Source organism: Ochrobactrum sp. A-1, from assembly GCF_022488005.1.
Taxonomy (GTDB): Bacteria; Pseudomonadota; Alphaproteobacteria; order Rhizobiales; family Rhizobiaceae; genus Brucella.
In genome coordinates, this window is the sequence record NZ_JAKVQC010000007.1 from 436,301 (window position 1) to 461,659 (window position 25,359).

Genomic DNA, 25,359 nt, shown 5'->3' on the forward strand with positions numbered 1-25,359 from the left:
AACCTTGAACTCAGAATTCTATGCGGTCGCGGAAAGCGACAATATCGCGGAACAGAGGCGTGTCGTAATCTGCCGGGATCGGGCTTTCACCCGTCACCCATTTAAGAAGATCGCGGTCAAGCACTTCAAGAATATGCTCGAACTCATCGAGCTGCGGGTCGGTGAAACCCACAATATATTCATCCGCATATTGCCCGAGGATCAGATCCATCTCGCGCATACCACGATGCCACGCGCGAAATAGAAGCTTGCGGCGCCGTACATCCAGATTTTCCGTCGCCAATGTGCTGCCAGTCATCCTCGGTAAGCTCCAATCATTCAAATTGCTGCTGGTATATAGCATCTGCGCGGCAAACGGGAACCCGTTTATCCAACAAGAACAAAAAGAGCACAGAAAGATTATGCACTGCCCTTGCACCGTGAGGCGAAGCAGTTAATGCTCTGCCTCATGCGTCCATCCATGCTCGATCCATTTTTTGCTTCCGTTCGTTCGCTTTCCGGCATTGGTCCGAAAGTTGCTGCTTTGCTTGGAAAACTGCTTGGTACAGATATACCGGGCGCAGAGCCCAGGGTCGGGCAACTGCTGTTTCTGGCACCGCACAGTGTGATCGATCGGCGCAATCGGCCCGGCATCGCGCTTGCGCAGGAAGGTGCAATCGTCACGCTGGAAGTCACCGTCGACCAGCATCAGCCTGCATCACCCGGACGTAGCAATGTTCCGCATCGCGTCTTCGCCCATGACGATACGGGCGAAATCGCGCTGACCTTCTTCCATGCGCAATTGCCATGGCTGCACAAAATGCTACCCGAAGGCGAAACCGTTATCGTGTCAGGCAAGGTGGAATGGTTCAACGGTCGGGCCTCCATGGTCCACCCGGACTATATTGCAAGCCTTGAGGATGCGGCCAATCTGCCAATGGTCGAGCCAGTCTATCCGTTGACTGCGGGCCTATCGCCCAAGACACTGGCACGCGCCGTCAAGGAAGCCTTGAGTCGCGTGCCCCCGCTGCCGGAATGGATCGACCCATCCTTGCTGACGCGCGAGCGCTTCACCAGTTTTCAGCAATCGCTCAACACGCTTCACCTGCCCGAAGATCCGTCGGACATCGCGCTTGAAAGCATTTCGCGACGCAGGCTCGCCTATGACGAATTTCTGGCCGGACAACTGGCGCTCGCCCTCGTGCGTGCCAAGACGCGCAGGCTTTCCGGTCGCCCATTGGAGGGCACAGGACGCATCGTTGCCGAGATCATGCGGCACCTGCCCTATCGTTTGACCAAGGGGCAGGATCAGGCGGTCCGCGAAATCATCACAGACCTCAAATCGCCTGAGCGCATGTTACGGCTTTTGCAGGGCGATGTCGGCTCTGGTAAGACGGTCGTTGGATTGCTGTCCATGGCGCACGCCACTGAATCCGGCGGCCAGTCAGCACTCATGGCCCCAACGGAAGTTCTTGCCCGCCAGCATTTTGCAACCATCGCTCCGCTTGCGGAGAAGGCAGGATTGAAAGCAGCGCTGCTGACCGGTCGCGAAAAGGGCCGTGACCGGAATGCCGTTCTCGAAGGATTGAAAAGCGGCGAAATCGATATCATCATCGGCACGCACGCTCTTTTTCAGGAAAAGGTCGAGTATCACGACCTCGTTCTCGTCATCATCGATGAACAACACCGCTTCGGCGTGCATCAGCGCCTGATGCTGACTGCAAAGGGTTCCGCACCGGATATGCTGGTCATGACGGCTACACCCATCCCGCGAACCCTCGTGCTTACAGCCTTCGGCGATATGGACGTGTCGAAACTGACTGAGAAGCCTGCCGGACGCCAGCCCATCACGACTGCCATTGTGCCAATGGAACGCATGGGTGAACTTGTCGAGCGCATCCGAAAGGCCGTGGCAGAAGGACAAAAAATCTACTGGATTTGCCCGCTCGTGGAGGAATCCGAAGTCGTTGAACTGACTTCGGCGGAAGAACGTTTCGAAAGCCTCAAGCCCGTCTTCGGCGAGCGCATCGGCCTTATCCATGGCCGCATGAACGGGGCTGAAAAAGACGAGGCCATGCGGGCATTCAAACAAGGCGAAACGCGGGTTCTCGTCGCGACTACCGTGATCGAAGTCGGCGTGGATGTGCCCGACGCCACGATCATCGTCATCGAGCATGCAGAACGGTTCGGTCTGTCGCAACTGCACCAGCTACGCGGTCGCGTGGGTCGCGGCGACAAACCTTCAACCTGCCTGCTGCTGTACAAGGGGCCGCTGGGTGAAATTGCACAAGCCCGACTGAAGGTCATGCGAGAGACGGAAGACGGTTTCCGTATCGCTGAAGAAGACTTGAAACTGCGCGGCGAAGGCGAGTTGCTCGGCACGCGGCAATCCGGAACGCCGGGTTTCCGTCTGGCATCCATTGAAGCGCATGGCGATCTTCTGGAAATCGCCCGCAAGGATGCGCGCTATATTTTGACAAACGATCCCGATCTGGAATCCGAGCGCGGACAGGCGTTGCGCGTCCTGCTTTATCTTTTCGGGCGCGATGAAGCGATCAGACTTTTAAGAGCTGGATAGCAAAATGGCGGCAATCCGCCGCCATTTCTATTAACTTATAAAGTTTTTTCTATAACAAGCTGAATTTACTCGACAGTTACCGACTTTGCCAGATTGCGCGGCTGATCGACATCGGTGCCCATCAGTACGGCTGTATGATAAGCCAGCATCTGGACCGGCAAAGCATAGACGAGCGGCGTAATGAATTCCGGCACATCCGGCAGAACAATGGTCGCCATCGTGTCGATGCTTGCAGCTTCAGCGCCCTTCTTGTCGGTGATAAGAATGATGCGACCGCCGCGCGCTGCGACTTCCTGCATGTTGGAAACGGTCTTCTCAAAGAGACGATCAGACGGCGCGATGACAATCACCGGCATGGTTTCATCGATCAACGCAATCGGGCCGTGCTTCAATTCACCAGCAGCATAGCCTTCGGCGTGAATATAGGAAATTTCCTTCAGCTTAAGCGCACCTTCCATCGCCAGCGGGAAGGACGTGCCGCGGCCGAGATAAAGCACATGATTGACCTTGGCGAGTTCTGTGCAAACCGCTGCGATCTGGTCTTCAAGCTTCAGAACCTGATTGATGAACCGTGGCGCTTCGGAAAGCTGGCGTACCAGTTCCTGTTCCCGCTTGTCATCGATAGCGCCGCGCGATTTCGCAGCCGCAATTACCAGCGAGGCCATGGCCGACAGCTGGCAAGTAAAGGCCTTGGTGGAAGCAACGCCGATTTCAGGGCCCGCAAGCGTTGGGAAAACGGCATCGGATTCACGCGCAATGGTCGAGCCGGTGACGTTGACGACGGCGGCGATCTTCAATCCTTGCGACTTGCAGTAGCGCAACGATGCCAGCGTATCAGCCGTTTCGCCTGACTGCGACACGAACATCGCCAGCGAATCCTTCGAGAGCGGCATTTCGCGATAGCGGAATTCGGAAGCGATATCACTGTCGACCGGCAGGCGCGCAATCTGCTCGAACCAGTACTTGCCGACGGATGCCGCATAGTAAGCCGTGCCGCAGGCAGAAATCGTCAGGCGGTCGATCTTGCTGAAATCAATACCAATCGCTTCCTGGCGCACCTTACCCGTCGTGAAGTCGAGATAGTTGGCAAGCGTATGGGAAATCACTTCCGGCTGCTCAAACATCTCCTTCTGCATGAAGTGACGATGATTACCCTTGGAGACGAGCATGTTTGCCGTCTGCGTCTTTTGGATCGGACGCTCAACTTCACTGTTGTTTTCGTCGTAAACAGTCACGCCCTTGCGCGTCAGAACAGCCCAATCGCCATCTTCGAGATAGGCAATGGTATCCGTGAAAGGCGAAAGTGCGATGGCGTCGGAACCGAGGAACATTTCTCCTTCGCCATAACCGATGGCGAGCGGCGGCCCCTGACGTGCACCGATCAAGAGCTCTTCGTCCCCTTCGAACAGGAAGGCGAGTGCGAAGGCACCATGCAGCATCGGCAGGCTATCGCGCACGGCTTCAACCGGGGACTTGCCCTTTGTCAGTTCGCGGGTCACCAGATGGGCAACAGCTTCGGTATCGGTTTCCGTCTGGAAATTGTAGCCTTCTGCCTCAAGCATCGTGCGAAGCTCGGCGAAATTCTCGATGATGCCGTTATGAACAACCGCAAGACGCTCGGTAACATGCGGATGCGCATTGCGTTCCACGGGCTTGCCGTGCGTAGCCCAGCGGGTATGCCCTATACCGATGACGCCCGGAAGCGGCTCTCCGGCCAGACGCTTTTCCAGATTGACCAGCTTGCCTTCCGCGCGGCGGCGATCGAGCTTGCCGTTCTGCAGTGTAGCTATACCGGCAGAATCGTAGCCGCGATATTCAAGCCGTTTCAATGCATCCACAAGAAGCGGAGCGACTTCGTTATTTCCGATAATGCCGATAATGCCACACATAGGCTGCTCCAAATCCAGCGTTCAGGCGCGTTGCTTCGCGGTTTAAAGATTCTAACGCAGAACGGCAACCCAGAGGATCGCCGTTCGCTTAAACAATTGGATGATTCATTTGGTGGAGGTTTTAGCCGCTTTGATGGCGGCGTACTTCTCTCGCAGGATCTTCGCCCGCCCCTCTTTCGTTTCCTGCCGAGCGCGACCAAAGGCCAATGCATCGGCTGGAACATCGTCGGTAATCGTGCTGCCCGACGCGATATACGCATTGTCGCCAATTTCTACCGGAGCAACCAGCGAGCTGTTCGACCCGATGAATGCGTTCTCGCCAATCACCGTTTTGTATTTGTTATAACCGTCGTAATTGCAGGTGATCGTGCCTGCACCGATGTTACTTGATGCGCCGACTGTCGCGTCGCCGATATAGGTCAGGTGATTGATCTTCGCGCCTTTGTGCACCGTCGCATTCTTCACCTCGCAGAAATTGCCAACCTTGGTTTTCTCACCAAGATTTGCGCCCGGACGCAGGCGCGCAAATGGTCCTATCTCCGCCTTCGGGCCAACATCGGCACCTTCCATATGTGAGAACGAATGGATCAAGGCGCCTGTCGACACACGCACATGAGGACCGAAGAAGACGTTCGGTTCAATGACGACATCCGCCTCGATCAGCGTGTCGTGCGAAAAGAATACAGTTTCCGGAGCGATAAGCGTCACGCCTGCAAGCATCATATCGCGGCGCTTGCGCTGCTGCCAGATGGTTTCTGCTTCGGCCAGTTCAACACGATTGTTGATGCCGATGACGTTATCGACCGGCACTTCGATGGCAGTCACGTTCATACCCTTGCCATGGGCAATGGCGACAATATCGGTGAGGTAATATTCACCCTTGGCGTTGTCATTGCCCACCGCATCCAGAAGCGCCAGAGCGTGTTGACCGCGAACGGCCATCAGCCCGCCATTGCAGAAACCGATCAGTTTTTGCGCTTCTGTTGCTTCCTTCTCCTCAACGATGGCGACAAGTTGGTCGCCCTCCTCGATCAGACGACCATAGCCGTGCGGATTATCCGGGCGAAAACCGATAACAACAACATCGGCACCATCGGACAGTCGTTCACGGGCTTTTTGCAGAGATTGCGCCTCGATCAGCGGCGTGTCACCGAAAACGATCAGCAGATCGTCATAGCCGCGCTCAATTGCTACGCGCGCTGCCAGGACAGCGTGTGCTGTACCGAGACGTTCCTTCTGCTCGAAAGCCGACACCGGGCCTGCATTTTTTTCCACCGCAGCACGCACATCCTCTGCACCACGCCCTACGACCAGCGCAACGTCACTTTTGCCGGTGCCCTGAACTGCCTTGACCACGTGAGAAACCAGCGGCAGGCCTGCCACCTGATGCAACACTTTCGGCAGGCTGGATTTCATGCGTGTGCCTTCACCAGCGGCAAGTACGATGGAAAGGCAGGAACGGTCTGTCATGATATCGTCCAGAAAATTGAGATGATCTTCGCTCATAGCACCAAAGCGTCTATGAAAACTTACGCGCCGGTCTTCAGGAAAAGACCTTCGATTTGTCCTAGTGCCGGAAAGGTTTCAAGCATCCAGTACGAGAAGGATTGCATGCCACCCGTCAAGAACAGAATACCCGCTACGACCAGAAGCGCGCCCATCGCTTTTTCCACCTTGCCGAGATGCACCCGGAAGCGCGAAAGAAACCGCATGAATGCGCCGGAAAAAAGGGCAGCAATCAAAAACGGAATGCCAAGGCCGAGCGAATAGATCGCAAGCAGTAACGCGCCTTCACCGACGGTGCTGCTGCCACCTGCAAGCGTCAGGATCGGCCCAAGAACAGGCCCGATGCACGGCGTCCAGCCGAAGGCGAATGCCAGCCCCATGACATAGGCTCCAAGCGGCGATGCAGGGGCATTGCGTGCCTGAAACCGCGCTTCGCGGGACAGGAACGACAGACGCAGAATGCCAAGGAAATTCAGTCCCATCAAAATGATGACGACACCTGCAACGATTGCGATCTCCTGCTGCCATGCGCGCAGGAAGGCGCCGATGGAAGACGCTCCGGCACCAAGCGCCACGAAAACCGTTGTGAAACCGAGAACGAAGCAAATTGCCGCAAATGCCAAGGAACGGCGCGCAGAAGGTGCTGCCGCGACGGTTGTCGCCTTCTCTGCACGAAAATCTTCAACACTCACACCCGCCATATAACACAGATAGGGTGGCACCAGCGGAAGGACGCAGGGAGAGAGAAACGACAACGCACCGGCTCCGGCTGCGGTCATATATGAAATATCGAGCACCAATACCTCTTTCAATCTATCAAATCACTTGCGGTCTGGCCCAACCGCAGGCTTATATAGACCAACTTCTGCTCTACTTAGAATATTTTCAATGCGGCATCTCGCTCGAACACAAGTTCGCCCTAAATCGAGATCATTGCGCGATTTATAATATATTGCTCCAACCGGACGACGTTCCTATGAGCCTTATTGATGATGAAGTGCCTTCAACACCATCTGCGGCGTCGACAAGACATTCGGGCTGGTTCAAACGCTACCAACATTTCCTGTTTCCGATAGCCGGCATCGCGATTGCATTGCTGGCGATCTATGTGCTGGAGAATCTGCTTCAGCACACGTCTCGCACGGAAACGCTCGCAGCCTTTCACAACATATCATGGATGACGCTTGGTCTGGCTGTGCTCTTCACGGCGGTGAGCTATGCAGCCGTTGCTCTCTATGACGTTGTGGCAGTGGATACGATTGCGCCCAACCAGATACCGCGCCGTATTGCCGCCGTGGCCGGTGCAGCCGGTTACGCCATCTCCAACGCGCTCGGCTTTTCCCTGCTGACCGGAGGCGCTCTGCGTTATCGCATCTACGCGGCCGAAGGCGTCAGTCTCGCCGATATAGGCAAGATCGTTGGAACATCGTGGTTCGCCATCTGGTTCGCGCTGATTATTATGGTCGGTGCGGCACTTCTCATTGACCCGCAAGATGTTCCATGGCTCTCCGCCATCGATTCCCGCATAGATATTGTCGCTGGCATCGCCATTCTGGGCGGTATCGGCTGGCTGATCTACTGGCTGTCGCATGAACAGCGCAGCTTCATGATAGGCTCGTTCAGCTTGCGCCTGCCGAATTCCAAAGGCGCGCTGACCCAGATTTTTGCCGGACTGGTGGATGTGGGTGCTGCAGCTGCTACTCTCTATGTCCTCATGCCTGCCGATGCAGTGCCAAGCTTTGCAGTATTTGCACTGGTTTATGTGATCGCCATTGTGCTGGGCATTGCCAGTCATGCTCCAGGTGGTCTTGGAGCTTTTGAGGCGACGATCATTGCGGGCCTTGGCCTGGGCGGAAAACCGGATGCCATTGCAGGACTTCTCGCGTACCGGCTTATCTACACCGTTTTGCCGCTTGTTGTGGCAACGGCAGGCATTCTCATATGGGAGATCATGCGCCGTCGCCATATGCTCGGCAAACAGGCGCGCTTCGCCAAACGTCTGGTGGAACCGCTTATCCCGAGTCTTTCTGCCAGTATCATCTTTCTTGGCGGCATCATCCTTCTCATTTCCGGTGCAACGCCGGACCTTCGCTACCGCGTGGAAGTCCTCTCCGACATCGTTCCTGAATCTCTCATGGAGATGTCGCATCTTGCTGCCAGCCTCGTCGGCGTTGCGCTGCTCATCGTGGCGCGTGGCCTGTCGAAGCGGCTTGCGCGAGCGTGGGTGGCCGCATTGATCCTTCTCCTCAGTGGCGCTGCCTTTTCCCTGGCTAAGGGCCTCGACTGGGAGGAAGCGACCATTCTCTGCATTTTCGCCTTCACGCTCTGGGGGTTCAGGGATTCGTTCTATCGACGACCCATTTCCGGGCCGTTCGACTTGAGCTGGAACTGGATCGCAACCGTCGGCACAACCGTCCTCGTTTCCACATGGCTTGGCTTTTTCGTCTATCGGCATGTGGAATATTCCAATGACCTCTGGTGGGATTTCGCTTGGAACGGCAACGCACCCCGGTTCCTGCGGGCGACTGTGCTTGTTTTTGCCGTGGTCGCCGCCGCCGGCCTCTATTCGCTTATCAACCGAAACGGTCACCGCAAACGGAAGGTGGATTATTCTATACCCGATGCCGTGCCCGAACTGGTCGCTCGATGGCCGCACACAGATGCGGCACTGGCACTGCTTGGAGACAAGCAGTTCCTTCTCGCTCCCGACAACAGCGCCTTCATCATGTATGCGCAATCCGGCGGCAGCCTGATTGCGCTTGGCGACCCTATCGGCAACGAACAGACGGCCAGGGAGCTTGCATGGTCATTTCACGCGCTGGCTGACAAGCTTGCCTTACGAACCGTATTTTACGGCGTTGGCCCGCAAAGCCTGCCGCTGTTTCTGGATATGGGACTGGTTGCATTGAAGCTCGGTGAAGTGGCTCGCGTCGACCTCACCAATTTCTCGCTCGACAGCCCCCGTCGCCAGCCATTCCGCTACGCCGCCCGCAAGATCGACAAGGACGGCCTGACGTTTGAAATCATCCCGGCAGCCGACGTGCCTCCGCTCATTCCTCGCCTGCGAGAGATTTCCGACGCTTGGCTCGATTTCAAGTCGGGCAGCGAAAAGGGGTTCTCGTTGGGTTACTTCGATGACGAATATATGAAACGTTTCGATGTCGCCGTCTTGAAAAGTAACGGAGAAATCGTGGCGTTCGCCAATATGTGGCGTGGTGCGGATAAACATGAAATTACTGTCGACCTCATGCGCTATATGCCGAACGTGCACAAGCTCCTGATGGACGCGCTGTTTGCAAAACTGCTGATGGCCAGCAAGGAAGAGGGTTACAAGTGGTTCAATCTTGGCGCCGCCCCGCTTTCCGGCCTGAGCGGCAGCAGGCTGGCATCCCGATGGAACCGTTTCGGTTCCTTCATCTACAAGCGCGGCGCCGATCTTTATCACTTTGACGGCCTAAAAGCTTTCAAGGAGAAATTCGATCCAGTCTGGACCCCTCATTACATGGTTTGCCCCGGCGGGCTTGATACCCCGCGCGCACTTCTTGATGCCACAACCCTTATCAATGGCAGCCCATTGGAGTTCATCCGCAAATGACGAAAAGACGTGTTCTCTTTACTGTGCTCGGATTGGTTCTGGTGGCTGCTGCGGGCGTTTACGGCGCGATGCATACCGGTAAAATCGCAAGGCTCTGGACGAAAATAACCGATTCCGACGAACCGGTTATCCATGCAAGTGCTGAAAGACTGTCCAATATTCCGGTTTATATGCCGAAGAACGACCCCGTCGGCCTTGCGATTCTGCTGAGCGACGACGGCGGCATCGGTGATCGCGAAAAAAAGTTCATGGATGCCATGCTTGCCCGGAACATGATCGTTCTGCCCGTCGAGCTTGGCCCATGGCGCGCCGCGCTCGATAAGGAGGACGGCGAGTGCAACTATCTGGACTCCGATTTCGAAGCCATCGCCAAGGAAGCCTTACGCGGGCTTGATCTAGGCGTCTATTTTCACCCTGTCCTGGCAGGTATTGGACAGGGAGGCACTATCGCTTACGCGGCTGCCTCGGATTCACCGGATGCGACCATTGCTGGTGCTGTGTCGCTTGATCCTGTTCCGGCCAAGACCCGTTTGCCTTCGTGCACGGAGAAAGCTGATGCAACCAAGGCTCCCGATGGTGGCTTCACCTATGGCTTCAATGCCGCCATTCCGGCCCCTGCCCTTGTGATCAGTCCCGCCGGATCGCCGACAAACAATCCGGTTACGGCCCGTCAGGAAAATTTCGCCGTGCTCCAATCCGCGCCCGAGTTTCCGGCACGTCTGAAAATGGCCGTCGACAATGTCGTTGCCATGGCGGATCAAGATGCCAAGAATGAAGCCCTGCCTGTCGTAGACCTTCCCGCAAAGGGTAGGAAAGCCGAAATGGTTGCGGTTTTCTATTCGGGCGATGGTGGCTGGCGCGACCTCGACAAATCCATTGGTGAATGGCTGCAGGCTCATGGCGTTCACGTCATTGGCGTCGATTCGCTGCGCTATTTCTGGTCAGAGCGAACGCCGGAAGAAATAGCCAATGACACGACGGCCATGATCAAGAAGGCAGACCCAACGAACAAATTGCCGGTTGCAGTCCTGGGTTATTCGTTCGGTGCCGATACATTCCCCTTTGCGTGGAAATATCTCGACCCCACCATACAGGACCGGACGAAAATGATCGGGCTTCTCGGTGTCGAAACAACGACGACCTTTCAGGTATCCATCGAGGGCTGGCTTGGAATGGATGGCGACAAGAATGTTGTTCCGGCCATTTCGACCATTCCGCTTGACCGGGTGGTTTGTGTTTACGGCGAAGAAGAAGACGATACCGCCTGTACTGCTACAGAGCTGAAAGGCATGGAAGTCATGAAACTGGCAGGCGGTCATCACTTTGATGAAAACTATGAGCCTATCGCCGCCAGCTTGCTTGAAAAGATGCGTGCCCGCGCCGGATTGCCACCACGGCCAGCCAGTTGACAGCTCTGTCGAAACTGGCATCCGCATGACGGACGCCAGTTTGAGGGTTCAGCCGACAGCGGACTTTCGACCGTCAAGTTGCCAACGCGCATAATCAACCAACAGGAATGCAATCAGACTGATTCCGATCAGCGGCAAAGCCCAGCCGATAGCAAGAGAAGCGATTACAACCCCGACTTGCTGCGCGACAGAGAGGCGCTTCCAGCTTGCGATCAATGTTCTCGGCTTCGATCCCGTCGGTGGGCGCCGCTGCCACCAGATGCGATAGCCGTAAACGATCATCACAATGAGCGCCAAGCCAAGTGCAGCCATCACAATTTGATTGGCGATCCCGAACAGGATGCCCATATGAAGATCGATGCCCCAGCGGATCAATTTTGCGATGATGGGAAAGGTTTCAAAATCTGCCCGGCTGATAACACTCATATCGCTTGGATCCAGAGCAATCGTATCTACTTGCGTCGGCCAGGACCGATCGTATTCACGCACCAGCCAGCCTTGATCCGATGAACGGGGCACCCGAATTTCGACCATGGGTGAGTCCAGCCCCGCCTGTCGCGAAGCCAGATAAACGTTATCCAGCTGTCCAACATAGTCCTTCACATCACTCGCGCTGGACGGCACCGACGTATCGCCATGGCCTTGATGCGCGCTATGTTCTCGCTTGGAATCTGTTGCCTTGTTCAGGGCGGTTGAGACCGACGGCGTAATCCAACCAACCGCTGCTCTGAACTGGTCAATTCTTCCACCGGCCAGTTGCGACCACGTCATGCCGGTTGCCGAAAGGAACAAAAGCCCGACAGCGATCCAGATACCGACCTGACCGTGAAAACGGCGGGTCTTCAGATGCTGGTTTTTCGTTTGTTGTTGTTTTCGCCGGATATCCCGCTTCCACCACCAAAGCAACACACCACCGAGAGCTGCTATCCAAAGCCAGGATGCCGCAAGTTCGCTGTAATAACGCCCGAAGTTTCCGAGCATGAGATTGCGGTGCAGATAGTCAATTGCCGCGCGAAACGGCAATGTTCCACTTGTGCCATAGGCGACGAGATCACCTTTCACTGCCAGTGTGACGGGATCAACGAAAATTGCCCGACTTTCAGATTCTCCCAATCCAGGCTGGTTGAACATAACCCGTGTGTTCCAGCCCGGACCGGCTGAGGGCCTCACGGCGAAAAGTCTTGGGCCATCGCCTATATATGCCTCGGCCACCTTCACCTGTTCTGCCAGCGGCTGCACTGTTCCAAGCGACGCGGTACGCAACTGGTCACGATAGATATAATTTTCGAGCTGCGGCGTGAGGACATAAAGTGTGCCTGTCACAGCTGCGATCAGAATAAAAGGACCTACAAACAGGCCGACATAGAAATGAAGTCGTGTGACAAAGGCGTGGAAGCCGGAGCTCGTAGAACTCGTGGCATTATGCTGTACGTGTGCCTCACCTTTTCCTTCAAGAAGCATATCCGTCATGGAACCCTCCTTGAACATAGAGGGAAGCGCAGCGCATGATCTGTGCAATTGCGTGTGCAGCCAGCCTCGGCCACCACGATAGGACGATGGTTTTGCATCGATATCTCCAAACGATATGAAATTGCCGTCGCGGAGCGGCGGCTTCGTTTTTCAAAGATCGTGCAAACTGGGCGGGCCTCTGGCCCGCGTAGCCGTAACAAACTGGCCAGGAGGGGCACGAACGGCCAAAGAAAAAGCGACAGTGTCTTTCGTAACAATCGAATCGAAACATACCGCGACTGGTTGCTCCATCAGCCCGGTTCCGATAGCACATGCAGCCTGACACAGGGTCGAGCAGCAATGCCTGGCGAGGTCCTTCAGGGGAGCCTCTGCATCGACCGGCGTCGAGTGAACCGAACAGATCACAGATGAAGGGTCAGCACTCCACGCAGCCATGGAAGCTTGCGCATAAGCCGTTACCAGCCCCTGTAGAAGAATAACAAGCGCCATCGATACGACCCAAAGGGCTGTATCCGACCGATCGCCAATAATTCGTCTACGCAAGGTCATGATAACTCATGACATTCTTGCTGAACAAAGTCACTGCGACAAAGGTGAAACGAACAAACTGGAGGAAGAAGTGGTGAGCGCGCAGGGATTCGAACCCTGGACCTACTGATTAAAAGTCAGTTGCTCTACCGGCTGAGCTACGCGCTCCCTGAAGGAGCAAATCGCCCCCGGAAGTGCGGCGGAACATAAGGGCGACTTACGGATTGGTCAACACCATAAAATGAGGTTTCTCCAACATAAATTCAAAAAATCACAGGTCAGGGACACGTCTCATCGCGTTGCGTTACAGAACTGGTGTTTTTAATGCTGGTTGGACTACTGAATACGCCTTGATAGGAAAGCGATTCCGAATCCCGATGTGCACAAACAAGACTATCCGCTTTCGCTTTCCCCTGGGGCAGGACCTTGCCGCGCGGTCGTGCTAAAGCTAGTTTCATCAGGATAATCGAACAGCGCGGTGTTTCATGTCTCTGGCCACCAAGGCATTTTCTCATTTCCGACGTTCCTTGTCCGGCGTGGGCATCGCGCTCGGAACGCTGTTTTTTGCCGCAGCCCTCACCCCAAGCCTCATCCCGCGAACCTATGTCATGCAGGGAATTTTGGGAGGTGTTGCCTTCGGAGCCGGTTATGGCATCGGTGTATTGTGGCGCTGGCTCTGGCACTATCTCGAATTGCCAGAACCCCGAAACCGGCTACGCAGCCGGGTCAATCTTATTGTTGGTGTCATCTGTCTCGCGGTCGCCATCGCAGCACTTTATTTTGCCGCGGGCTGGCAGAACTCAGTTCGTGCAGTCATGGATATGGAGCCGGTGCCGAGCGCCTATCCTATGAGCGTCTCTGCTTTGGCTGTGCTTACATTTCTGCTTCTGCTGATTCTGGTTCGCCTTCTCATTCGACTGGGGAAGTTCGTTTCCGCCAAAGTGCAACTCGTCATGCCTCGGCGGTTAGCCAATGTCCTGGGCGTCACGATCACAGTCGTGCTCATCTGGACCATCTCCAACGGCCTGCTCATCCAGTCCACTTTCAAGGTTCTGGATCGTTCGTTTCGCGAATTTGACGCTTTGATCGAACCGGATCGCCCACAACCGACAGCATCGAACGAGACTGGTAGCGCCGCTTCGCTTTTGCATTGGAACGAGCTGGGGCGGGCCGGACGCGAGTTCGTTTCCTCAGGTCCCAAGGCTGCCGATATTGCTGCGTTGACCGGTGAAAAGGCCATCGATCCGATACGGGTCTACGCGGGTCTACAAGTTGCCGATACACCTGAACAACGGGCCGAACTGGCCTTGGAGGAATTAAAACGTCAGCGTGGCTTTGAACGTTCTGTGCTGGTCGTCATCACTCCAACCGGTACGGGCTGGGTCGATCCCGCAGCCATGGACGGACTGGAGTTTCTGCACAATGGCGATGTAGCCAGCGTTGCCATGCAATATTCCTATCTTTCCAGTCCTTTGTCGTTGTTGTTTCAACCAGAATACGGAGCAGAAGCTTCCCGAGCCCTGTTCATCACCGTCTATAATTACTGGAAAGAGCTGCCGCACAATCAGCGTCCTCGCCTGTATCTTTATGGATTGAGCCTCGGCGCAATGAACTCGGAAGTCTCCTCCGAGCTTTTCGAAATGCTCGACGATCCAATCAACGGCGCTTTGTGGAGCGGCCCCCCTTTCCCAAGCCGCGATTGGAAAGCCATGACGAGGCGAAGGAATCCGGGAACGCCTGAATGGCTGCCCGTATTCCGTGACGGCTCCTTTGCGCGTTTCATGAATCAGAATGGCGAAGCGCCAGGAAACGGAACGCGCTGGGGACCGATGCGCGTGGTTTATCTGCAATATGCCAGCGATCCGGTGACTTTCTTCGACAGCCTATCATTCTACCGTCAGCCTGACTGGATGCAGACGCCGCGCGGGCCCGACGTTTCGCCGGAATTACGATGGTATCCGGTTGTCACCATGCTGCAACTGGCGCTCGACATGGCGTTTGGCACCACCACACCGATAGGACACGGGCATGTCTATGCTCCAGAACATTATGTCGATGCGTGGCTGGAGGTCACCGGCGTGACTGGGTGGGACACAGACAAGCTTGATAAGCTCAAGCAGCACTTGCGTCAGAAGATGGATGGGGAAAAAGTCGAAGGCTATGAACAGCGCGGCGGATAAGATGCGTTTCAAATCAAACAATTACCGCCACGCTGCTCTTTGCTTCACCGATCAGTAATCGGGTGATTTCTGCTGTGTCTGGGAACTGTTCAGGTTCAACATGGGGATAGCCCCGTTCGGCAGCATCGTGCTGGGCAGCTGGCCGTCCCATCGTTCGGCCTGTGTCAGTGCCACAAGACCCGGATTGTCACGAAGTGCATCGCCGCGCGCCTTGATTGCGGTTGCTTCCGCTTCACCCTTTACCCGTATCGCCTCCGCATCGGCCTCAGCCTGGAGGCGAACGGCATCGGCTTGAGCCTGGGCTTCGGCACGGCGTGCGTCGGCCTGCGCTTTTGCCTGCGTCACGGTGATTTCAGCCTGCACTTTTTCGCGCTCTGCATTCTGACGGAGACGCTGCACCTCAACTTCGGCCAGCATGCGCTGTTCGATGGATTGTTCATAGGAGTCCGAAAAATCGATATTCTCGATCTGCACCGTATCGATGATAACCGGACCGCGAACACTGTTTTGAATCGCCTCGGCGATTTCCTGATTGAGACGGCTACGCTCCTGAATCGCCTCAACAGCATTGAACTTGCCGAAAACGGTCTTGCTTTCCTCGAAAACGCGCCGCTCGACAAGGCGGGACAACAGGCCCTCCTCACCACCGTAAGTCGCATAGACTTCTTCCACTCGGTCTGGTGGAATACGATAGTTGACCGACAGGTTCATCGTGGCAGGCTGCTGATCGCGGCTGTAGGCTTCCATGCTGTTGTAGATCGCAGCCTTGGATTGCACCGATATACGCACAATCGAATCGATCATAGGAATTTTGAAGCCGAGCCCCGGCTGTGCAACGCCGGAAACAGCACCATAGCGCAAAACAACGCCGCGCTCACCTTCGTCAATCGTGTACCAGGAACCAAGTACTACGCTCAGTATGCCGAGTATAACTATACCGGCCAATGCTTTGGGTAAAATCTGGCGCATCCCGTCTCCTCTAGCGCTTCGTTATGAAATGGGGAGACCGAAAGCGATACAACAAATGCACCCCGGAATCTTACCCCGACCGCCTTTTAGAATGCACTGATATGGATGACAATTACTGATCGATGCAGTTGATAGACTTAGTCCACAAAAACAAAGCCGCCCATAAAAGGGCGGCTCCATTGAATTTAACGAATTTCCACTATCAGTATGGTGAATAACACTGCTGACGTGGACCGTTATACGGCTGGAAAGTGTTGTCGGACGCCCGATAGGACCGATAACGATTATAGCACCACTGAACGTGCGAGTTGCTGTAACCGTAAGCCGGTGCACGGTAGACTGGAGGCGGCGGTGGCGGAGCGGCAATCGCACCACCGATGATTGCGCCAGCACCGAATGCTGCGAGCGGATACCACCATCCGTCATTATGGCGGCGATAGCCGTGGCGATAATAGCGGTCGCCACGATAGCCATTCCAGTAACCCGGCCCCGGACGATAGTGAGGGCGACCCTGCCAGCCCGGACGATAACCAGGTCGGTGTCCACCCCAATGTCCGTGTCCCGGCCCACGACGCCAGCGATCGTCACGAACCTGCTGAACATTTTCATTGCTTGCCGCAGGCGCAGTTGGCATGACAGGTGCAGCCGAGACCGGAACCATTGCGCCGATCAGAAAGCTTGTACCGACAAGGCCAACCATCATCTTTTTGAAGGTGTTCATCCTGTGCTTCTCCATTTCAATGATGCCATCATTGCTGTTCGTTTATGAATGCCCGCTGAATATTGTCGGAAAATTACGCGCGCACCTTATTTTCACCTTGCAACACACAGCTGGTTCCTCTGCTGCTTAACGGAAGAGGCAATAATTCGTTCTGGCTATTCCATTATTTTTGTTAGCAAATTAAGCGACAATCGGATAACTTGCGTGAAGTAGGGCAGCTTGTAAGCGTTTTCAGCGAGTGGGGTTTGCATTGGCAACAAGAGTACAGCCGTCCGTAACAGTGTTGGGAGCATCCTTTTCCCAGGAAGCGAATCCTTTCACGGCGGCAGTTGAACTGACGCCTATGCCAATGCTCATCACAAATCCCCGTCTGCCGGACAATCCTATCGTCTTTGCAAACAAGGCTTTCCAGAACCTGACCGGCTATAAGTCCGATGAAATCATCGGAAAGAATTGCCGCTTCCTTCAGGGACCTGGCACAGATCCGAAGCATATCGAGACCATCCGCACGGCGTTGGAAGCGGAACAGTCAATCGATGTCGATATTTTGAACTATAAGAAGTCAGGCGAACCATTCTGGAATAGACTTCATATCTCCCCGGTCAAAACAGAGGCAGGTGAGCTTCATCACTTCGTTTCATCGCAGCTCGACGTGACGCTGGAACTCGGAAAACTCGTTGAACTCGAAAAAGAACGCGAAACGCTTTCAATCGAAAAGCAGCGCAGCTATGACCAGCTGCAATATATCGTCGAAGTGGCGAATGTCGGCTTCTGGACGCGAGATTATCATACTGGTGAAATCAATTGTTCGGCGGAATACAGGCGTATTTTTGGACTGACGCCGGACGAGCCAGTCAACTACGACAAGATCATCGACATGGTGGTGCTTGAAGACCGGATAACGCTAATCCAGCGGTCACAGGAGTCTTTCACGACCGGCAAGTCTTTCCGGGTGGAATATCGCATCACCAACCGGCTGGGTCAGGTGCGCTGGGTGGAAACCCGCGCAAAAGCCCTGCCGGGCAAATCGCCTACGCTTCTGGGCATCGTCATCGACGTCACCGAACGAAAAAAAGCCGAGGCGGACAAGGCACTCGTAACACGCGAAATTTCTCATCGCTTCAAGAACTCGATGGCGATGGTGCAATCGATCGCCAACCAGACCTTGCGGAATGCCACCGATCCACAAACCGCAAACGAACTGTTCAGCGAGCGGTTGCGTGCTCTCAGTCAGGCCCATGATATGCTGCTCAGGGAGGACTGGACGGGCACAACGATCGGCCAGATCTGTGAAACCGCACTCGCTCCTTTCAACAGCACATTCGGCCATCGAATCCGAACCCGTGGTCCAGAGCTCATTGTAAGCGACCGCGTAACGGTCTCGCTCTCGCTTGGCTTGTATGAACTGGCAACAAATGCCGTAAAATACGGCGCTCTCTCCAACGATAACGGCACGGTCCAGTTCAACTGGGATGTCGTCGAAAACCAGGGCGAACGGAAATTTCATATGCGCTGGGTTGAAGGCGGAGGGCCCCAGGTCGAACGCCCTACCCGCCGCGGTTTCGGCCAGCGGCTGCTCTATTCCGTTCTGACGGGTGAACTCAGGGCCAAATGCGATATCAATTTTGCACCAGACGGACTGATAATTGATGTATTGGCCCCTATGACACCGGATGTATTTCCGCAACTCGACAGTCTTTCAGACACACAAGCCGAGCCAGTATAAAAAAGAGCAGCGAAACCGCTGCTCTTTTTCTTTTTAGTTATGTGGGCCGCGGCGACGCGGTTCGATATAAACACGATCACGATGACGGTCGCGCTCATGGCGCCAGCGACGATCACGGTCGCGTTCGCGATAGTAGCGTGGTGAATGGCGGTCCCACCCGCGACGATCATCCCGCCAGCGGCGATCAGTAACGCAGCGACCGCTCGGCGTACGGACCATCCCGCGACGGCAGCGATAATCGACCTGAATGGCGGAGCCAACGCCATCGACAGCAACAGCCGGTACTGCTGGAGCAACGGGGGCGCCCGCTTCGGCAGAAGCGGTCACCGCGAAAAGCGCGAGCGCCGCAGAAAGTAGTGTCAATCTCATTCTGGGTTCCTTTCCAGAGTTGGCCAGAATTGGAATCTTGCCCGCAGATAGGTAGGCCAATCGGTTATCCGGTAAAGTCACTTAATCTTACGATGCTCTATCAATCTCGAGCGCGGCCAACAAAAAACGCCTTCGAAAGCACCCCAATTGTTAAGCTACGATTTTGCGGAAAGATTTTTAAGAAAGTCACGATATCAGGAGCCTGTTGAGTTCGCACACTGCCCATCTAAAGCAAGGGCAAAACCGCAGAATCTCCAATCCGCAAAGCCGATCAGGCGCTGGTTTCAAACCGGTCGCGGGCGGAGCCTTGCGGTCATGGCAAGGAGTAGGAACATGAATTATTCGACCTCTGAAATCACCGCTACATGGGGGTCGAAAACCGGGCTGGGTGCCAGCCAGGCCGAATGGGTCGAACTGGTTGGTGGCCTCTCCGAAGAACACGCCGTCCTTCTCCGTGACTTAATCAACCGTCACCGTGAGCAATTTGTCGGCGTTTTCTATGACCGCCTGATGAGTAATCGCGATGCGGCAACATTTCTGTCCCAAAAGATAGTACAGGAGCGACTGCATAATTCGTTGAGCGACTGGCTTCTGAAAATGTTTCAAAGAACCGCTGACGATGTTGATGCATTCCTTCATGAACAGCGCAAGGTTGGCGAAGTTCACGCCCGTATCGACGTGCCGATCCACGTCGTCATGCAGGGGGCACGCCTGCTCAAAAACGAAATCGTTCGTCAGCTGGAGCTGGAGGTTGCATCACGCGAGGCTCTGGCGCGCCTGATCGTGCATGTCAGCAATGCCATCGACATCGCGATTGAAATCATGAGCCAGGCTTTTGTGAAAGATGCACGTGAAAGCGCCCAGACCGACGAAGCCTATCGGGCTTTCACGCTAAGCCATGATTTTCCGTTGGAGCGAGAATCGCAGCGTGCAGCGCTTATGGAATGGAGCCAGTCGCTTCTCTTCAACCTTTATGGCAATTCCGACAATCCGCTTCACGCGCTCGCAAGCTCAGATTTCGGGCTGTGGTTACAGCATAAGGCTGATCTGATGTTTTCCAACTCTGGCACGTTGGAGAACATCCGCCGGAACGTAGAGCATATCGATGAAGTGCTGCTGGCTGCCATCAGCAAGGCTCGCAAAGATAACCCGGCTGAACTCCCCGCTTTGCTCGCACAGTTTCAAACCAAGATCGGTGAAGTGAAATTCCTGCTGTCCGAACTGTTTCAGACGGCGGCGGCCATGGAAACGGGACGCGATCCACTGACGCGTGCGCTCAATCGCCGCTTCATGCCTTCGATCCTGACCCGCGAGGTCCGCATGGCCTCGCAGAAGGCTATGAACCTGAGTGTTCTGATGATCGACATCGATCACTTCAAGAACATCAACGATACATACGGGCATAGTAGTGGCGATGCCGTTCTCCAGCAGGTGGCTGAAGCGATCCTGTCGCTTTGCCGCCCGAGCGACTTCGTGTTCCGTTATGGTGGCGAAGAATTTCTGGTCGCTCTTGTAGAGGCCGACGAGCACAAGGCTTTTGCAATTGGCGAAGAACTGCGCAAACAGATTGCGCATCAGCCACTGAACCTCCCGGATGGCGCACATCAGACGGTCACGCTGTCCATCGGCGTAGCTGCATTCAACGGTCATCCGGATTATAGTCATCTCATCAACGCCGCAGACCGTGCTCTTTATCGGGCCAAACAGGCAGGACGCAATCGCTGTGAAAAGGAAGTGCCGCTCGCGATTCATTGATCGGAGAGGCATTTTGACATCTGGCGGTTACACTGCAAAACCGCCATATGCTGCCATCATGACAAATAACTCCGCTTCCCCCATTTTCGAGACAGCTTCTCAAAAGCCGCGTGAGCGCGATGCGCTGGAAGCATATTTCCTGCCTGTCGTTGCAGATGCGGCTCCCGTCGATTGGGTCGTTGCCGAAGGGTTGACGGATTATGAAGAGGCTCTCGCTTTCATGGAGGCGCGCGTCCAGGCCATCCGGGAAGGCACCGCCAATGAACTCGTGTGGCTGGTCGAGCATCCCTCGCTTTACACAGCGGGGACGAGTGCCAATGCAGACGATCTCCTGACCCCAAATAGTCTTCCTGTCTTCAACACGGGACGCGGCGGGGAATATACCTATCACGGGCCAGGCCAGCGCGTTGCCTATGTAATGCTCGACCTGAAACGCCGCCGTGAGGACGTGCGTGCTTTTGTAACAGCTCTTGAGCAATGGATTATCGAGAGCCTTGCTGAGTTTAACGTCAAGGGCGAACGTCGTGAAGATCGTGTCGGTGTATGGGTTACACGGCCTGAAAAACCTCGCCTTGCCAATGGAGGCATGTGCGAAGACAAGATCGCGGCTATCGGCATCCGCCTCCGTCGTTGGGTAAGCTTTCATGGCATCGCCATCAATGTCGAACCCGATCTCAGCCATTATTCCGGCATCGTTCCTTGCGGAATTTCGGAACATGGCGTTACCAGCCTTGTAGACCTTGGATTGCCGGTAACAATGGGCGACATGGATGTCGCTTTGGGAAAAGCGTTCGAGACGGTCTTCGGCGCGCGTCAGCTCAAATAGCTTTTAACTCTGTCTCAAGCCACAGCGTCGGCTTTCACGCGGCGCTCGCGCATGAAAACATAGAACCCGGATCCGACGATAATCGCGATGCCGCACCATTTCGATGGTGTCGGGAAATCACCGAACACGATCAAGCCAACCAGAACGGCATTGACAATTTCCAGATACTGGAACGGAGCCAGCATTGATGCCGGTGCCAGCTTGAACGCCTGCACGACCATCAAATGGCTGACCGTTCCGATCGTTCCCAGAAGCAGCAGAAGAAGCCAAGGCTGAATGCCGTGCGGCAGACCAAAACTCAAGTCACCGAGCCCCGCGGCTGTTCCGAAAATCATGGCGACCCCGGCGAACATCCAGCCACCAACACCCGCATAGAACTGCATGACAAGCGGGCTTTCCTTGGCACCGTATTTGCGATTCAGGATCAGGTAGATTGCGAAGGTTACAGCTGTCGCCAACGGCAGAAGCGAAACAGCACCGAAAATCTCGAAACTCGGCTGGATCACGATCATCGTGCCGATAAGACCGATGCCGACTGCGCTAAACCTTCTCCAGCCTACCTTCTCCTTGAGGAAAATTGCCGAAAAGAGCGTCAGAATAAGCGGTTCGGCGAAGAAGACGGCCATCGCATCGGCCAGCGGCATATATTTGACCGCCGTGAAGAAGCAGAGCCCACCGAACCCCATCAATGCGCCGCGGATGAGATTTCCCGCCAGATATTGTGTTCGCAGTGCAGCGAAACCACCGACAATTAGCAGGATAAAGAACATCAGCCAGCACTGAATGAAAAAACGCATGAACGTGACAGTGGCCGGAGGCATGTTGTCCACCATGGCGAGCCATTTGCCGATGGCGTCCATCAGTGGCAGCAAAAGCACCGAGAGCACCATGATCGCCATGCCCTTTACGTGCGCTTCCATGCCACTTGTCGCGCTGTTTTGCATTTCAAACTCTCGGTATTCTGAATATTCCCCGCTATCGCTCTATGCGAACTGTGATAGCGTTTCCATCCAATTTGATCCGAAATGTCCCACTTGTTTGACTTTCGCCTTCTTTCTGGTGCAAATCATTTCGGTTCTGAACAAAACCCTTTGAAAAAGCAGTGTGAAAATGGAACGTAAGGCGAACTTTGTTCGCCTTTCGCGAGCGCACATGGCATCATTCAGGTGATTCGCGAACAGTATTTTCCGGTCGATGGCGAGCAAGCTCGACACAGACCTCCTGAAATTCAGATAGAGAGCTTTTCGGAACAAATGGACGATAGCAACGATCTCTTCTCGAGAGTGGTCAACAATGCCCGGGCCCGAGAACGGGAACAAGAACAGGGACGCCAGGGGGAAAAACCTGTGGCACCACAGCCTGTTGCGCAGCCAGTGGCAGCGCCGTCGCTCTCTGTTCCAAAGCAGGTGACGACCAAGGCGCCACCTGCTTCATCGGCAGGCGACGACTATAATGCATCATCTATCCGTGTTCTGGAAGGACTGGAGCCGGTTCGCCTGCGTCCCGGCATGTATATCGGCGGCACAGACGAAAAGGCACTGCATCATCTCTTCGCCGAAGTCATCGACAACTCGATGGACGAAGCTGTCGCAGGGCATGCCAATTTCATCGAAGTGAGCTTCGATGCCGACGGGTTTGTAACGGTTTCGGACAATGGACGCGGCATTCCTGTTGATGAACATCCCCAGGTTCCCGGAAAGTCCACGCTCGAAGTCATCATGACCAAACTGCATGCGGGCGGCAAGTTCGACGGCAAGGCCTATGAAACATCAGGCGGCTTGCACGGCGTCGGTGTTTCGGTGGTGAATGCCCTTTCCGACGTGCTGGAAGTGGAAGTCGCACGCAATCGCCGTCTTTATCGCCAGCGCTTCTCACGCGGTATCCCACAAGGCGGGCTGGAAGAGCTCGGTGAAGTGCACAATCGTCGCGGTACCCGCGTTCGCTTCCATCCCGATCCTGATATTTTCGGCAAGACGGCGCAGTTCGATCCGCACCGTCTTTATCGCATGGCACGATCGAAGGCTTATCTGTTCGGCGGGGTTGAAATCCGCTGGAACTGCGATCCTGCCCTGCTCGACCCGAAGAAGGAAACGCCTGAAAAGGCCGTGTTCCACTTCCCCGGCGGCCTGAAGGATTATCTTGAGGCATCGCTCGGCAAGGAACATCAGGTCACGCGTGAGGTTTTCGCAGGCAAAACCGAAAAGCAGGGTGGCCATGGCGCTGTCGAATGGGCAGTTTCGTGGTTTGGTGGGGACGGTTTCGTCCACTCCTATTGCAACACCATCCCGACTGGCGATGGCGGCACGCATGAAGCGGGTTTGCGTATTGCCCTGACGCGAGGGCTGAAAGCCTATGCGGAACTAACCAACAACAAGCGCGCTTCGATCATCACCACCGATGACGTGATGGTGTCAGCCGCAGGGATGCTGTCGGTTTTCATTCGCGAACCGGAGTTTGTCGGTCAAACCAAGGACAAGCTTGCCACCGTCGAAGCACAACGCATCGTGGAGAATGCGATCCGTGATCCGTTCGATCACTGGCTTGCCGCCTCTCCGCAGGAAGCATCTCGCCTTCTGGACTGGGTGATCGACCGCGCCGACGAGCGCTTACGCCGCCGTCAGGAAAAGGAAACCGTTCGCAAAAGCGCGACACGCAAACTGCGCCTGCCCGGCAAACTGGCTGACTGCACGCAGAACGCAGCGGCCGGTGCAGAACTGTTCATCGTCGAAGGCGACTCGGCAGGTGGTTCGGCGAAACAGGCGCGTAACCGTGCCAATCAGGCCATTCTGCCATTGCGCGGCAAGATTTTGAACGTTGCTAGCGCCGGACGCGAAAAACTGACGGCAAACCAGCAGATTGCTGATCTGGTTCAGGCTCTCGGCTCCGGTACACGTAAGAACTATCGAGAAGACGACCTGCGCTATGACCGCGTCATCGTCATGACCGATGCCGACGTCGATGGTGCACATATCGCATCACTGCTCATCACATTCTTCTATCAGGAAATGCCCGATTTGATCCGTAACGGTCATCTTTATCTGGCAGTTCCTCCGCTTTTCCGCTTGAGCCAAGGCGGAAAAGTCGCTTATGCGCGTGATGAAGCACATAAGGACGAGCTTCTGCGGACCGTGTTCACCGGGCGTGGCAAAGTGGAAATCGGTCGTTTCAAAGGCCTTGGCGAAATGCGCGCCGAACAGCTCAAAGAGACGACCATGGACCCAAGGAAGCGCACGCTTCTGCGTGTTCAGGTGGATGAAGAATATGTCGATGAAACCCGCAATACTGTTGATGAATTGATGGGCACCAAGCCGGAGGCCCGTTTCCGTTTCATTCAGGACCGTGCAGCTTTTGTCGAAGAATTGGATATCTAAAGCATCTCCAGCAAAAGCGCGAAGCGGTTTTGCGTAGGATAATGCGACAAAACAAATAATTAGAGCGCGTCCTGAAAAGTCGGACCGGTTTTCGGAACGAGATGCGCTTAAAAACAAGAAGATAGAGCATTTTCGGCAAGCCACGAAATGTGTCTGAAAATGCAGACCGGATGAACGGCAGTTCGCAAGCGCGACGCCGTTCATTTTCTTTTTCAATAAAGCTAATTAAGCCACTGATAAAAGAAAGCTTCAGGCTTTCACGTCGATGCCCAACTTGGCTTCAATCTCCTCAATCGACTCTTTGACAAAGAAGGTCTGATCCGTACTCAGCGTCACAATGCGCGTACCGGTTCCATAAGCGTTATAAGAAAGAACGTGATTGAAATTCACGGCGAGCTTTTCACCATTCACTTCCGTCAGCATGATCCACATCGCTTGCCCTCCTCCTGATGTTGTCCACTCCAAGGAAGGATAGGCGCGGTAGACCA

General features: G+C 55.1%; 19 protein-coding genes and 1 tRNA gene. 8 read left to right on the forward strand and 12 right to left on the reverse strand.

The genetic code is table 11. From position 1 onward, the window contains the following. Positions 1 to 10 precede the first annotated feature (10 nt). A complete protein-coding gene (locus MKS82_RS20000) occupies positions 11 to 298 on the reverse strand; it encodes an FAD assembly factor SdhE (protein WP_061345376.1) in 288 nt (95 codons plus the stop codon). A 150-nt stretch (positions 299 to 448) separates the two neighbouring features. Here MKS82_RS20000 and recG point away from each other — a divergent pair, with 150 nt between their 5' ends. Beyond that, a complete protein-coding gene (gene recG, locus MKS82_RS20005; RefSeq protein ID WP_109986658.1) occupies positions 449 to 2,557 on the forward strand; it encodes an ATP-dependent DNA helicase RecG in 2,109 nt (702 codons plus the stop codon). A gap of 65 nt (positions 2,558 to 2,622) precedes the next feature. Here the strand turns inward: recG and glmS are convergent, their stop codons facing one another. The 3 genes from glmS to MKS82_RS20020 form a co-directional block, all read right to left on the reverse strand. After that, the gene (glmS, locus tag MKS82_RS20010) at positions 2,623 to 4,446 is read right to left on the reverse strand and encodes a glutamine--fructose-6-phosphate transaminase (isomerizing) (protein WP_109986593.1); all 1,824 of its coding nucleotides are present in this window, start codon (positions 4,444 to 4,446) and stop codon (positions 2,623 to 2,625) included. Positions 4,447 to 4,551: 105 nt separating this feature from the next. After that, positions 4,552 to 5,916 (reverse strand): bifunctional UDP-N-acetylglucosamine diphosphorylase/glucosamine-1-phosphate N-acetyltransferase GlmU, encoded by a 1,365-nt coding sequence (glmU, locus tag MKS82_RS20015; protein ID WP_109986657.1) that lies wholly within the window; start codon positions 5,914 to 5,916, stop codon positions 4,552 to 4,554. 59 nt (positions 5,917 to 5,975) lie between these two features. Next, positions 5,976 to 6,749 (reverse strand): cytochrome c biogenesis CcdA family protein, encoded by a 774-nt coding sequence (locus MKS82_RS20020; RefSeq protein ID WP_109986656.1) that lies wholly within the window; start codon positions 6,747 to 6,749, stop codon positions 5,976 to 5,978. Between the two features lie 179 nt (positions 6,750 to 6,928). Here MKS82_RS20020 and mprF point away from each other — a divergent pair, with 179 nt between their 5' ends. Next, positions 6,929 to 9,547 (forward strand): bifunctional lysylphosphatidylglycerol flippase/synthetase MprF, encoded by a 2,619-nt coding sequence (gene mprF, locus MKS82_RS20025; RefSeq protein ID WP_240579197.1) that lies wholly within the window; start codon positions 6,929 to 6,931, stop codon positions 9,545 to 9,547. Then, complete coding sequence (locus MKS82_RS20030; protein WP_181394239.1) at positions 9,544 to 10,956, forward strand: AcvB/VirJ family lysyl-phosphatidylglycerol hydrolase; 1,413 nt, start codon at positions 9,544 to 9,546, stop codon at positions 10,954 to 10,956. Before mprF ends, MKS82_RS20030 begins: the two co-directional genes overlap by 4 nt. Before the next feature lie 48 nt (positions 10,957 to 11,004). Here MKS82_RS20030 and MKS82_RS20035 read toward each other — a convergent pair whose 3' ends face one another. The 3 genes from MKS82_RS20035 to MKS82_RS20045 form a co-directional block, all read right to left on the reverse strand. Continuing rightward, entirely contained in the window at positions 11,005 to 12,426 is a 1,422-nt protein-coding gene (locus MKS82_RS20035; RefSeq protein WP_109986591.1) for a PepSY-associated TM helix domain-containing protein, read from the reverse strand. 150 nt (positions 12,427 to 12,576) lie between these two features. After that, a complete protein-coding gene (locus MKS82_RS20040) occupies positions 12,577 to 12,975 on the reverse strand; it encodes a hypothetical protein (protein WP_146206470.1) in 399 nt (132 codons plus the stop codon). Positions 12,976 to 13,046: 71 nt separating this feature from the next. Beyond that, a tRNA-Lys gene (locus MKS82_RS20045) sits at positions 13,047 to 13,122 on the reverse strand. Between the two features lie 317 nt (positions 13,123 to 13,439). Between MKS82_RS20045 and MKS82_RS20050 the strand changes: the two genes are divergently transcribed. Further along, a complete protein-coding gene (locus MKS82_RS20050; protein ID WP_109986590.1) occupies positions 13,440 to 15,134 on the forward strand; it encodes an alpha/beta hydrolase in 1,695 nt (564 codons plus the stop codon). Positions 15,135 to 15,185: 51 nt separating this feature from the next. Here the strand turns inward: MKS82_RS20050 and MKS82_RS20055 are convergent, their stop codons facing one another. Both MKS82_RS20055 and MKS82_RS20060 read right to left on the reverse strand, forming a co-directional pair. Beyond that, the gene (locus MKS82_RS20055; protein ID WP_109986589.1) at positions 15,186 to 16,103 is read right to left on the reverse strand and encodes a prohibitin family protein; all 918 of its coding nucleotides are present in this window, start codon (positions 16,101 to 16,103) and stop codon (positions 15,186 to 15,188) included. 202 nt (positions 16,104 to 16,305) lie between these two features. Continuing rightward, entirely contained in the window at positions 16,306 to 16,824 is a 519-nt protein-coding gene (locus MKS82_RS20060; RefSeq protein WP_109986588.1) for a BA14K family protein, read from the reverse strand. Positions 16,825 to 17,107: 283 nt separating this feature from the next. On the opposite strand from MKS82_RS20060, the gene MKS82_RS20065 reads away from it, so the two are divergent. Then, positions 17,108 to 18,550 carry an HWE histidine kinase domain-containing protein gene (locus MKS82_RS20065; protein WP_276313453.1) on the forward strand — a complete coding sequence of 481 codons (1,443 nt, stop codon included), beginning with the start codon at positions 17,108 to 17,110 and terminating at the stop codon, positions 18,548 to 18,550. A 33-nt stretch (positions 18,551 to 18,583) separates the two neighbouring features. On the opposite strand, the gene MKS82_RS20070 is transcribed toward MKS82_RS20065, so the two are convergent. Then, on the reverse strand, positions 18,584 to 18,919 hold the full coding sequence (locus MKS82_RS20070) for a hypothetical protein (protein ID WP_109986586.1): 336 nt from the start codon (positions 18,917 to 18,919) through the stop codon (positions 18,584 to 18,586). 333 nt (positions 18,920 to 19,252) lie between these two features. Here MKS82_RS20070 and MKS82_RS20075 point away from each other — a divergent pair, with 333 nt between their 5' ends. Continuing rightward, positions 19,253 to 20,674 carry a GGDEF domain-containing protein gene (locus MKS82_RS20075; protein WP_109986585.1) on the forward strand — a complete coding sequence of 474 codons (1,422 nt, stop codon included), beginning with the start codon at positions 19,253 to 19,255 and terminating at the stop codon, positions 20,672 to 20,674. Between the two features lie 58 nt (positions 20,675 to 20,732). After that, positions 20,733 to 21,500: a lipoyl(octanoyl) transferase LipB gene (lipB, locus tag MKS82_RS20080; protein ID WP_109986653.1), complete on the forward strand. Its 768-nt coding sequence runs from the start codon at positions 20,733 to 20,735 to the stop codon at positions 21,498 to 21,500. 14 nt (positions 21,501 to 21,514) lie between these two features. On the opposite strand, the gene MKS82_RS20085 is transcribed toward lipB, so the two are convergent. Then, positions 21,515 to 22,444 (reverse strand): DMT family transporter, encoded by a 930-nt coding sequence (locus MKS82_RS20085; protein WP_109986584.1) that lies wholly within the window; start codon positions 22,442 to 22,444, stop codon positions 21,515 to 21,517. Positions 22,445 to 22,753: 309 nt separating this feature from the next. On the opposite strand from MKS82_RS20085, the gene parE reads away from it, so the two are divergent. Then, a complete protein-coding gene (parE, locus tag MKS82_RS20090; protein WP_109986582.1) occupies positions 22,754 to 24,871 on the forward strand; it encodes a DNA topoisomerase IV subunit B in 2,118 nt (705 codons plus the stop codon). Between the two features lie 249 nt (positions 24,872 to 25,120). On the opposite strand, the gene MKS82_RS20095 is transcribed toward parE, so the two are convergent. After that, complete coding sequence (locus MKS82_RS20095; RefSeq protein WP_010658857.1) at positions 25,121 to 25,303, reverse strand: flagellar FlbD family protein; 183 nt, start codon at positions 25,301 to 25,303, stop codon at positions 25,121 to 25,123. Positions 25,304 to 25,359 lie beyond the last annotated feature (56 nt).